The 11294-nt window shown below is 73.2% G+C and carries 11 protein-coding genes; 8 read left to right on the top strand and 3 right to left on the bottom strand.

The window, feature by feature from the left end:
* The first annotated feature begins 25 nt into the window (after positions 1 to 25).
* Complete coding sequence (gene groES / locus C8046_RS06985; protein ID WP_109228810.1) at positions 26 to 322, top strand: co-chaperone GroES; 297 nt, start codon at positions 26 to 28, stop codon at positions 320 to 322.
* 179 nt (positions 323 to 501) lie between these two features.
* Here the strand turns inward: groES and C8046_RS06980 are convergent, their stop codons facing one another.
* Positions 502 to 792, bottom strand: a complete 291-nt coding sequence (locus C8046_RS06980; protein ID WP_109228809.1) for a WhiB family transcriptional regulator — start codon at positions 790 to 792, stop codon at positions 502 to 504.
* Positions 793 to 1055: 263 nt separating this feature from the next.
* Here C8046_RS06980 and C8046_RS18060 point away from each other — a divergent pair, with 263 nt between their 5' ends.
* Positions 1056 to 2009 carry a MerR family transcriptional regulator gene (locus tag C8046_RS18060; protein WP_146197085.1) on the top strand — a complete coding sequence of 318 codons (954 nt, stop codon included), beginning with the start codon at positions 1056 to 1058 and terminating at the stop codon, positions 2007 to 2009.
* A 165-nt stretch (positions 2010 to 2174) separates the two neighbouring features.
* A complete protein-coding gene (gene guaB / locus C8046_RS06970; RefSeq protein WP_235866431.1) occupies positions 2175 to 3644 on the top strand; it encodes an IMP dehydrogenase in 1470 nt (489 codons plus the stop codon).
* An 81-nt stretch (positions 3645 to 3725) separates the two neighbouring features.
* On the opposite strand, the gene C8046_RS06965 is transcribed toward guaB, so the two are convergent.
* Both C8046_RS06965 and C8046_RS06960 read right to left on the bottom strand, forming a co-directional pair.
* The gene (locus tag C8046_RS06965) at positions 3726 to 4091 is read right to left on the bottom strand and encodes a GntR family transcriptional regulator (protein WP_109228807.1); all 366 of its coding nucleotides are present in this window, start codon (positions 4089 to 4091) and stop codon (positions 3726 to 3728) included.
* Positions 4088 to 4966: a hypothetical protein gene (locus C8046_RS06960; RefSeq protein WP_109228806.1), complete on the bottom strand. Its 879-nt coding sequence runs from the start codon at positions 4964 to 4966 to the stop codon at positions 4088 to 4090. Before C8046_RS06960 ends, C8046_RS06965 begins: the two co-directional genes overlap by 4 nt.
* Positions 4967 to 5275: 309 nt before the next feature.
* Here C8046_RS06960 and C8046_RS06955 point away from each other — a divergent pair, with 309 nt between their 5' ends.
* From C8046_RS06955 to C8046_RS06935, 5 genes are read left to right on the top strand one after another with little or no spacing between them, the layout of a single operon-like run.
* Complete coding sequence (locus tag C8046_RS06955) at positions 5276 to 6520, top strand: dihydroorotase (protein WP_235866197.1); 1245 nt, start codon at positions 5276 to 5278, stop codon at positions 6518 to 6520.
* Complete coding sequence (locus C8046_RS06950; RefSeq protein WP_158277152.1) at positions 6517 to 7314, top strand: IclR family transcriptional regulator; 798 nt, start codon at positions 6517 to 6519, stop codon at positions 7312 to 7314. Before C8046_RS06955 ends, C8046_RS06950 begins: the two co-directional genes overlap by 4 nt.
* Positions 7307 to 9121 (top strand): urocanate hydratase, encoded by a 1815-nt coding sequence (locus C8046_RS06945; RefSeq protein ID WP_109228803.1) that lies wholly within the window; start codon positions 7307 to 7309, stop codon positions 9119 to 9121. The genes C8046_RS06950 and C8046_RS06945 overlap by 8 nt, the downstream gene beginning before the upstream one ends.
* Complete coding sequence (locus C8046_RS06940; protein ID WP_109228802.1) at positions 9114 to 10226, top strand: DUF917 family protein; 1113 nt, start codon at positions 9114 to 9116, stop codon at positions 10224 to 10226. Before C8046_RS06945 ends, C8046_RS06940 begins: the two co-directional genes overlap by 8 nt.
* Positions 10156 to 11253 carry an ABC transporter substrate-binding protein gene (locus C8046_RS06935; protein WP_235866196.1) on the top strand — a complete coding sequence of 366 codons (1098 nt, stop codon included), beginning with the start codon at positions 10156 to 10158 and terminating at the stop codon, positions 11251 to 11253. Before C8046_RS06940 ends, C8046_RS06935 begins: the two co-directional genes overlap by 71 nt.
* Positions 11254 to 11294 lie beyond the last annotated feature (41 nt).

The raw sequence follows: 11294 nt of genomic DNA, 5'->3' as shown, positions 1-11294 counted from the left end.
TCACTCACGGAAGGGGAGGTCCGACGTGTCGGTCTCCATCAAGCCGCTCGAGGACCGGATCGTCATTCAGACGCTCGAGGCCGAGCAGACCACGTCCTTCGGCCTGGTTCTCCCGGACAGCGCCAAGGAGAAGCCCCAGGAGGGCAAGGTCGTCTCCGTCGGCCCCGGCCGGGTCGACGACTCGGGCAACCGGATCCCGGTCGACGTCGCCGAGGGCGACGTCGTCATCTACAGCAAGTACGGCGGCACCGAGGTGAAGTACGCCGGCCAGGACTACCTGATCCTGTCGGCCCGCGACGTGCTCGCGATCGTCACCAAGTAGCAGCCAGCAGTACCCCGGTTCGCCGGGAACGACGAGGCCCCAGGCGGATGATCCGCCTGGGGCCTCGTCGTCGACACCCGGAGGTGTCCCGGTCGGAGTCGAAGGGGGCGATGCCGACCAGATCGTGGGCGCGGCGCGGGGCGCGACGCGGTGGTGCGGAGCGGTGGCGGCGGGAGGGGTCAGCCGGCGCGGCGCAGCGCGGGGTTGAGGATGGCGCTGCGCTCGTCCTCGGAGAGGCCGCCCCAGACGCCGTAGGGCTCCTTCACCGCGAGCGCGTGGTCGCGGCACTGCTGCAGCACGGGGCAGGCGCCGCAGACGGCCTTGGCGGCCTCGTCGCGACGACGGCGGGCGGAACCGCGCTCGCCCTCGGGGTGGAAGAACGTGGCGGGCTCGACCTCGCGGCACGCGCCCTTGTACTGCCACTCCCAGTGATCCATGACCGGCCCGGGAAGTCGTGAAAGCTCGGCCATCGTGGGCCCCCTCTGCTGCTGCTCCGTGGTAACGCCGGTCACAGTACAAGCGATTCACAACCGATTCAAGACACGTTCGTCCCCTGGCGCGGTTCCTTGGAGTCTCGCGGGGGGCGTGGACGCCGGTTGTTGTCGTCCGGGGGCGGTTTGACGCCAGTGCGTGGCGTGGGGGAAGCGGGTCGGGGGTAGTGGAATCGCGGCGTGTCGCCCCCGACGGCGCGTCGTCGAATCGTTGACACGCCGCGGGTGGGAACGATCCCAACATGCACGTCGGGGGATCGGGGTGTCACACTCGGGCGCAGCGTGATCACTCGGTTCAGCTTGGGGGAGCTTTGAGCAGTTCGGACGATGCCACGACACCGGTCCAGGAGACGGACGGCCACCTGACCGTTGCGGCCGTCGCTGCCAGGTTGGGGGTGGCCGCGTCGACCCTACGCACCTGGGACCGCCGCTACGGACTCGGCCCCACGCAGCGCCAGGCGGGAAGCCATCGGCGCTACTCGCCCGACGACCTCGCGCGGCTGGAGACCATGAGGGCGCTGACGCAGCGCGGTGTTGCCCTGGCCGACGCCGCCCGGATGGCGATCCGTTCGGCCCCGGCCGCCGACGCCGTCGGTGAGGACCTCGACCCGCTCACCCTGGCTGCGGCCGCCGTCGACTCCGGGCACGAGCGCCTCGTGCGCGCCCTGCGGGCGTCGGTGGTCAAGGTCGGCCTCATCGAGACCTACAGCGGTCGGCTCGTCCCGGCGCTCGCGCTGCTCGCCGAGACACCGCGCTCCGACGTCCCCGGTCACGACCCGGAGGCGGCGCTCGCGGCGGCGTTCCTCGGCGTGGTCCGCGAGCGGACCGCCGCGCCCCTCGCCCCGTCGACTCGCCCCGACCTCGTCCTGGTCGCCGCCCCGCGGGAGAGCGTCGTCGCCGCGCACGTCCTCGCCGGGTCGCTCCACGAGCTCGGGCTCCGCGCCCGCGTCGTGCGCGACGACCCCGAGGAGGCGGAGCGGCACGGGCGCTGCCGCGACGGCGTCGCCCTCGTCATCGAGCTGCACCTCGACCAGGACCGGCTCGAGCCCGTCCCGCGCCACGGCACCACGTTCCACGGGCTGCTGCTCGTCGGCCCGCACGCGCCCGAGGTGCCGCTGGCGCACCGCGTGCGCACGCTCGCGGCGGCGTTGCCCGAGGCCGCCGACATGGTCGCGGAGCGACTCGCGGAGGCCTGACGTGCCACGCGGTGCCAAGCGTCCTGACGTGACCCGGACCACCGCGGGACCCTTCGGCTCCGCGCGTACGATGGGGCGGTGCCCGCTCCTGATGCTTCCTTCGCCACTGACAGCGCGCCGCTCGGCGCCCCGGAGGGCCTCGACGAGAAGTTCGGCTTCGTCGGCCTGACCTACGACGACGTGCTCCTGCTCCCCGGGGAGACGGACGTCATCCCGAGCGAGGCGGACACCACCTCGCGCCTGACCAGGGAGATCTCCGTCCGGATCCCCCTCGTCTCCGCGGCGATGGACACCGTGACCGAGTCGCGGATGGCGATCGCCATGGCCCGTCAGGGTGGCGTCGGCATCCTGCACCGCAACCTCCCGATCGCGGACCAGGCGAACCAGGTCAACCTGGTCAAGCGCTCCGAGTCCGGCATGATCACCGACCCCGTGACGGTGGGCCCGGAGGCCACGCTCGAGGAGCTCGACATCCTCTGCGGTCGGTACCGCGTGTCTGGCCTCCCCGTCGTCGAGGAGGATGGGTCCCTGGTCGGCATCATCACCAACCGCGACCTCCGCTTCGTCCCGCGCGAGAACTTCGCGACGTCGCGCGTGCGCGAGGTCATGACGAAGCAGCCGCTCATCACGGCCCCCGTCGGGATCGCCCGCGAGGACGCCGCCGCGCTGCTGGCCAAGCACCGCATCGAGAAGCTCCCGCTGGTCGACGCCGACGGTCGCCTCGGCGGCCTCATCACGGTCAAGGACTTCGTCAAGGTGGAGCAGTACCCGACGGCGACGAAGGACGGCGAGGGTCGCCTCGTCGTCGGCGCCGCCGTCGGCTTCTTCGGTGACGCGTGGGAGCGTGCGACGGCGCTGGTCGAGGCCGGCGCCGACGTGCTGGTCGTGGACACGGCCAACGGCCACGCGCGCCTCATGCTCGACATGGTCCGCCGCCTCAAGTCCGACCCCGCCACCCGCGGCGTCCAGATCATCGGTGGCAACATCGCCACCTACGCGGGCGCCAGGGCGCTCGTCGAGGCCGGCGTCGACGCCGTCAAGGTCGGCGTGGGCCCCGGCTCGATCTGCACCACCCGCGTGGTCGCCGGCGTCGGCGTCCCGCAGGTCACGGCGATCTACGAGGCCTACCGCGCGTGCCGCGACGCGGGCGTGCCGGTGATCGGCGACGGCGGGCTGCAGTACTCCGGCGACATCGCCAAGGCGCTGGTCGCCGGGGCCGACACCGTGATGCTCGGTGGCCTGCTCGCCGGGACCGACGAGAGCCCGGGCGACCTCGTGCTCGTCAACGGCAAGCAGTACAAGCGCTACCGCGGCATGGCCTCGCTCGGCGCGATGCAGTCGCGCGGCGACCGCCGCAGCTTCTCCAAGGACCGCTACTTCCAGGGCGACGTCTCCGACGACGACGTCATCACCGAGGGCATCGAGGGCCAGGTCCCGTACCGCGGCCCGCTCGCGGCGGTGGCGCACCAGCTCGTCGGCGGCCTGCACCAGTCGATGTTCTACGTCGGCGCGCGCACGGTGCCCGAGCTCCAGCAGCGCGGCAAGTTCGTCCGCATCACGCCGGCGGGGCTCAAGGAGTCCCACCCGCACGACGTGCAGATGGTGGCGGACTCGCCGAACTACTCGCGTCGCTGACCACAGCCGGAACGCCCCGCGCGGCTCCCTGAGCAGGGAGCCGCGCGGGGCGTTCTCGCGTGTGCGTGGGGTCGGGCGCTCTCAGGGACGGGTGGCCTCGCGGAGCGCGGTGACCGCCTCGTCGAGCGTGACGCCGAGTCGACGGGCGTGCGCGAGGTAGGTGGCGGCGTGGGCGGCGATCTCCGCCCGCGCGGCGTCGGTCGACGGCGACGCGACGACGGTCCCGGCGCGCCCCCGCGTCTCCACCAGCCCCTCGGCCTCGAGCTCGCGGTAGGCGCGGGCGACGGTGTTGACGGCGAGGCCCAGGTCCTCGGCCAGGCGGCGGACCGTCGGCAGCCGGGTGCCGGGGGTGAGCGCACCGACGTCGATCGCCGCGGCGTACTGGCTCCGGATCTGCTCGTAAGGGGCGACGGCGGAACCCGGGTCGAGCCGAATCGAGGCGGTCACGCGCGGTCGCCGGTGCGGACGGGGGTCTCGACCAGGTCCGCGGGCTCGAGCTCGAAGACCCGGTCGTCCCACAGACGCCTGCGGAAGGTGCGGGCGGGACGTGCCGCCCAGTACGCGAGGCAGGCGGCCCCGAGGGCGACGAACACCGCCAGGTAGAGGACGAGGTCCCGGTGCCAGGGGAAGAGGGGTGCGAAGGCGACCAGGAGGGTCGTGAGCGAGATACCCAGTGACAGCGTGGCCGAGTCGATGGCGGCGCGGGACCGCAGGCCGTCCTGCCACGCGAGCTCCAGATCGGTGCGCGCCGCGCTCGGGGCTCGCACGGCCCGCCGCCCGACGAGCTGGAACCCGACCGACGACAGCGCGGTCAGGGCGACCAGGACGAGGACCCCGACCCTGCCCGCCCCGCCCGCTCCGTCCCCGTCGGGCAGCGCGAGGAGGCTGGCGACGATGGCGGCGGCGGCGGAGAACCACACCCCGGCGATCAGCCACGGCGGCACGTAGTCGCGCAGAACGACGTGGCGGGCATGGGTCGACCGGACACCGGCGTCCCGCCGGGGCAGCCTGGAGACGCCGGTCACGGCGCTGCCCGCGGTGCCGCCGATCCCGAATCCGAAGACGGGTGCGGCCTGGAGGAGGCCGTCCGCGCCGACCGCGACCGCGGTTCCCACGGCCAGACCCGCGGCGGCGCCCACGACCTCACCCACCACGCGGTTGCGGAGGTGGCTCGTCGCGTCGCGGTGGGCCGTCCAGCTCAGTGGCAGTCGCCAGGCGTGGGACAGCAGCAGGGTGTCGGTCCGCAGGGCGTTCTCCCGCAGCCGCGTCAGGCGGATCAGGCACAGCCCGAGCCCGTACAGCGTCCAGAACCACCACTCCATCGGTCACTCCTTTGTCGTAGGCGTTGTAGCAACACTACACGTGCGACAAACGCGGCCGTCGGAATCGCCGCCGACGCCACCCTGTGACGGCGGCGAAACCTCCCGTAGTCTCGATTCCCGATCCACGGGAATCGCCTTGGAGGGGGTCGGCATGGTCGGACCTACTAGCGACATGACGCACGCACCCCACCGGCGCGCCCGGACGAGAGCGCCACCGCCACCCCGACCCTCGTCGTCGCGGGCACGCTGCTGATCGACGGCACCTGGCAGCGCGGTGAGGTCTGGGTCGACGGCGAGCGGATCGCCCGCGTGACCACCACCTCGGGCGAGGACCGCTCGGGGGCCAGCCGCCTCGACGTCGGGCCGGCCTACGTCCTCCCCGGCATCGTGGACGCCCACGTCCACTCGCTCAGCCACGGCCACGAGGGCATTGCCGCCGCGACGCGCAGCGCCGCCGCCGGCGGGGTCACCACCATCGTGGAGATGCCGTTCGACGCCACGGGTCCCATCAACGACGTCGGTCGGCTGCGCGCCAAGCAGGAGCTCGCGAACGACGAGGCGCACGTCGATGTCGCGCTGCTCGGCACGATCGAGCCCCGCGGCGGTTGGCGGCGGGCGGCGGAGCTGGCGCAGGCCGGGGTGTGCGGCTTCAAGGTGAGCCTGTTCGACACCGACCCGTTCCGCTTCCCGCGCATCGACGACCGCGACCTCATCAACGTGATGGCCGCCGTCGGCGACACCGGCCGCACGCTGTGCGCGCACGTGGAGAACAACGAGGTCGTCAAGGCCCTCCTGGCGGAGGAGGCCGACGCCACCGACGTCCAGGCCCACACCCGCTCGCGCCCGCCGGTCGCCGAGACGCTGGGCGTGCTGACGGCGATGGAGATCGCCGCCACCACGGGCGCCGCGCTGCACCTGTGCCACCTCTCGCTCCCGCGCAGCGTCGACCTCGCGCTCTGGTACCGCGGTCAGGGCGCCGACCTCACGTTCGAGACCTGCCCGCACTACCTCACCTTCACCAGCGCCGACCTCGAGACGCGGCGCGGCCGGCTGAAGATCAACCCGCCGCTGCGCGAGGGCGCCGACCGCGAGGGGCTGTGGGCCCGCATCGCCGCCGGCGACGTGCCCGTCATCTCCAGCGACCACGCCCCGTGGCCCGCCGCTCTCAAGGACCAGAGGCGGATCTTCGACAACCACTCCGGCGCCCCCGGGGTCGAGACGATCGCCGCCGTCACGCTCGGCCAGGCGCTGGCCCGGGGCCTCGACGTCTTCACCCGCGCGCTCGAGGCCCTGACGGTCGCCCCCGCCCGCCGCTACGGCCTCGAGAGGCGCAAGGGCTCGCTGGAGGTGGGCAAGGACGCCGACATCGCCGTCTTCACCCCGGACCCCGACGTGGCCATCGACGAGACGCGCCTGCACTCCAACGCCGGCTGGTCGCCCTACGACGGCCTGCGCCCGGGAGGCCGCATCACGCACACGCTCGCGCGCGGCGAGCTCGTCTGGAGCACGACGGCGGGCGTCACCGCCGCGGCCGGGCGGGGGACGGTCCTGTGACCGTCCTCGGGAGCCGGCCCGCCGCCGTCGTGGGGCAGCTGTCCTCGTTGCAGCAGGGGCTGCGGATCCTCGCCCACATCCAGTCCGTGGGCTCGGTGCCCGTGAGCGACGTCGCGCGCGCCCTCGACGTGCCCACGTCAACCGTCTACCGCTACGTCACGACGCTGGTGGACTCGGGCTACGTCATCCGGGTCGACGGTCGGGTGATGCCGAGCGAGCTGCTGGCGGCGCGGACCGGAGCCTCGGCGCACCTGGTCGACCTCGCCGCCGGCGTCCTGCGCTCGCTCCGGCGCGACACCGGGCTCACCGCGCTCGTGACCGTACGGGTGCACACCGTCGCGGTCTGCCTGGAGAGCGCGATCGCCCACCCCGCCCACCGCATCCACCTCAGCCGCGGCCGCGTCCACCCGCTCTACGCCGGGGCGTCCGTGGGTCCGCTGCTCGCGCACGCGCCGGCCGAGGTGCTGCAGGCCGTCCTGGTCGGCCCGATGCGCCGGTTCACGGCCGCCACGCCAGATGCTGAGACGATCCGGCGCGACTTGCCGCTCATCCGGAGCCGGGGCTATGCCTTGTCCCATGGGGAGATCACGCCGGGCATGGGCGCACTCGGGATCGGCGTCCTCGCCGGCGGCGATTGCGTGTGCGCGCTCTCCCTGGTCGGCGACGCGGTCTCGGTGACGGACCTCGAGCGCCTCCTGCCCCGGCTCCGGTCGGCGCGGGAGGAGATGGAGGGTCTCCTGGCGCGGCCGGAGGCCGAGAACGCCTGGGGATCCGGAGGGGGGATCTATGTCTGAGTCGATCGGGTCGGCCGGGTCGGCCGGGTCACCCGCGCCCTCGAGCCCTCTGCTCGCCCGCGGCGCCGAGCCCCTGCGCGCCCACCGCGGCACCGCTCTGCGGGCGCGGTCCTGGCGCGCCGAGGGGCTGCTGCGGATGTTCGAGAACGTCCTCGAGGTGGGGGAGAACCCCGCCGCGCTCGTCGTCTACGCCTCGCTCGGCAAGGCCGCGCGCGACTGGGACGCCGCCTCCCGGATCGCGACGGCGCTGCTCGAGCTCGACACGAACGACACCCTGATCCTGCAGTCAGGCCTCCCCGTCGGCACCCTGCCGACCGGCGACGGCGCCCCCCTCGTCCTCTCGGCCGTCAACAACACGGTCGGCAACTGGGCGACCGCGGACCGCTTCTACGAGCGCTACGCCAGCGGCCAGACGATCTGGGGCGGCCTGACCGCCGCGGCCTGGCAGTACATCGGTCGCCAGGGCGTGCTCGCCGGTACCTACGAGCTGCTCGGCGCCGTCGCCGCCCGCCACTTCGGCGGCCGCGAGCGCGAGCACCTGCGCGGCCGGTTCGTGCTCACGGCCGGCATGGGCGGGATGGGGTCCTCGCAGCCGATCAGCGCCGCGATGCTGGGCCTCTCCTCGCTCACGGTCGAGGTCGACGGGGCGAAGATCGACCGCCTGGTGGCAGCGGGCGGGCTCGACGTCGTCGGCGCCGACCTCGACGAGGCGCTCGCGGCCCTGACGACGGCGCTCGAGGCCGGCGACGTCATCGCCGTCGGGCTGCTCGGCAACGCCGTGGAGGTGTTCGAGGCGGTGCTCGAGCGGGGGCTGGTGCCCGACGTCGTGACCGACCAGACGGCCGCGCACGACGTCCGCTTCGGCTACCTCCCCGCCGGCTACGCCCTCGAGGGGTGGGCGGCCGCGCGCGAGGCCGACCCGCAGCGCGTGGAGCGGGACGCCCGGGCGTCGATCGCACGCCAGGTGGAGGCGATGCTGACCTTCGCCGAACGCGGCAGCATCGTGTTCGAGAACGGCAACAACCTTCGCGTCCAGGCGATCGACGCGCTCGACGACGGCGTCCACCTCACCGCCGAGGCACGGGCAGCCGCCGAGGCCCGCATCCTCACCGTGCCCGGCTTCATGGAGGGCTACCTCCGACCGCTGTTCGCGCGCGGGATCGGGCCGTTCCGCTGGGTGGCCCTGTCGGGGGACGCGCGCGACCTCGACCGGATCGACGCCGAGGTCGCGGCGATGTTCCCCGCGCGACCGGAGATCGCCGAGTGGATCGCCCTCGCCCGCGAGCACGTGCCCGAGCAGGGCCTGCCGGCCCGCTCGTGCTGGCTCGGGCTCGGGGAGCGGTCGGCGATCGCGGTCCGGGTCAACGAGCTCGTGGCCGCCGGCGAGCTCAGCGCCCCGGTGCTGTTCTCGCGCGACCACCTCGACGCCGCCTCGATGACGCACCCGCGGATCGGCACCGAGGGCATGCGCGACGGTTCCGACGGCGTGACCGACTGGCCGCTGCTGGACGCGATGGTGCTGGCCGCCACCGGCGCCGACCTCGTCGCGATCCACTCCGGAGGTGGCGGCTACGCCGGCTGGATGCAGTCGGCGGGCGTCTCGATCGTGGCCGACGGCGACCCGGCCACCGCCGGCAGGCTCGTGCGGTCGCTCGACGGCGACAGCGGGCTCGGCGTGCTGCGGCACGCCCAGGCCGGCTACCCCCAGGCCCACACCTCGGCAGCCGCCGGCGGCGAGACCGGCCTCGCCCCCGTGACGTGGTTCGGACGGATCGAAGGAGCAGACGTGAGGAACGAGAATGCGTGACCTGACGGCGACCGACGCCCGCAACGCCGTTCTCGGCGGCGGCGTGTTCGCCTGCGGCGGCGGCGGCTGGGAGCACCACGGCGTGCTCATGGGCGGACTCGCGACCAGCGTGAACACCCCCGTCCTGGCGACGGTCGACGAGCTGCCCGACGACGCGTGGGTCGCCACGGTCGCGGCCATCGGCGCCCCGGCGGCCGCGAACTGGGAGATCCGCCCCGTCGACTACATCGACGCGCTGCGCGAGCTGATGCGGATCAGCGAGCACCCGATCTCCGCCGTCATGACGGGCCAGAACGGCTACTCCACGACCGTCAACGGCTGGATCCAGTCGTCGCTGCTGGGGGTGAAGGTGCTCGACGCCGCCGGCGACGTCCGCGCGCACCCCACCGGCAAGCTGGGCTCGCTGGGGCTCACCACGCGCCCCGGCTACACGACGACGCAGGTCGTCTCGGGCGGCAACCGTGCCCTGCACGGCCACTTCCTCTCGGTCAACACGGGCCTCGTCACCACCTGCGACGACGTGCTGCGCGACATCTCGGTGCGCACGGGCGGCTTCATCGCCTCGGCGCGCAACGTCGTCGAGCTCGACTGGGTGAAGGAGCACGCGGCGATCGGCGCGATCAGCATCGCGCTGGACCTGGGTGCCGCGATGGCGAGGGAGCTGGACTCCCGTCGTCGGAACAAGGGCGAGGCCGTGATCGAGGCGGTGCTGCGCCAGACCGGGGGACGCGTCGTCGCGCGCGGTGAGCTCGGACACGCCACCCCGACCGTCACCACGGGCGGCTGGGACCACGGCACGTTCCGGGTCGGCGACGTCGAGGTGCCCTACCTCAACGAGTACATGGCCGTGACCTCGGGCGGCGAGCGAGTGGCCACCTATCCCGACACGATCGCGATCCTGCGCACCGACACCGGGCTGCCGCTGGCGGTCAAGGATGCGGCCGACGGCGGGTTCGAGGTGGTGGTGATCGTGGTCGACGCGACCGCGCTGCCGCTGGCGAGCTCCGCAACCGATCCTGTCTCTCTGGCCGAGTGTGAGGACATCATGGGTATCGAGTTCCTCCGCTACCTGCCCGACGTCCCTCCCAGGCCCGCCGACGGCTGACCCCCTCTCCCGGCGCGATGCACCCACGCCCCGGGCTCACGAACCGCACCACAACCAAGGAGCACCACATGTCCATCAGGAGAATCACGACTCTCGCGACCATCGCGGCCGCGTCGGCACTGGTGCTCGGCGCCTGCTCCGGCGGCGGCGACCCGCTCGCGGGCGACAGCGACACCAGCAGCAGCGACGGCGGCTCGAGCAGCGCGGAGGAGGGGGCAGCATCATCATCGGCTCCGCCAACTTCACCGAGTCCGAGATCATCGCCAACCTCTACGCCATCGCGCTCGAGGACGCCGGTCTGGACGTCGAGACCAAGTTCCAGATCGGTTCGCGCGAGGCCTACGTGCCGGCGCTCAAGGACGGGTCCATCGACCTCATCCCGGACTACACCGGCAACCTGCTGCTGTTCCTGGACGGCGAGGCGACGGCGACCTCGGGCGACGACGTCACCGCGGCGCTGCCCGCGGTGCTCGAGCCCGAGGGCCTGACCATGCTCGAGCCGGCCCCGGCCGAGGACAAGGACGCCGTCGTCGTGACGTCGGAGACGGCGCAGGAGTGGGACCTCACCACCATCGAGGACCTCGCCGCCTACAACAGCGAGGTCAAGTTCGCCTCGAACGCGGAGTTCGCGGAGCGTGCCTCGGGCCTCCCGGGCCTCAAGGCGCTCTACGGCTTCGAGCCGGTCGAGTTCGTCGCGATCGCCGACGGCGGCGGCCCCGCCACCGTGTCCGCGCTGCTCGACGGCCAGGTCCAGGCCGCGAACATCTACACCACGACGCCGGCGATCGCCGACAACGACTTCGTGGTCCTGGAGGACCCGGACGCGAACTTCGCCGCGCAGAACGTCGTGCCGGTGCTCAACTCCGACAAGGTGACCGACCAGATCACCGAGGTCCTCGACGCGATCTCCGCCGAGCTGACCACCGAGGACCTGCTGGCCCTCAACGGTCAGGTCTCGGGCGACGAGAAGCTCGAGCCGGCCGAGGCCGCGCGCGCGTGGCTCGAGGAGAAGGGCCTCATCGGCTGACATGAGCCTCGACCACCGCGTTCCCCCCGCCGACACCCCCG

Source organism: Serinibacter arcticus, assembly GCF_003121705.1.
Lineage (GTDB): Bacteria > Actinomycetota > Actinomycetes > Actinomycetales > Beutenbergiaceae > Litorihabitans.
The sequence above is the reverse complement of the archived record's forward strand: the minus strand, read 5'-3'. Positions and strand labels throughout refer to the sequence as shown.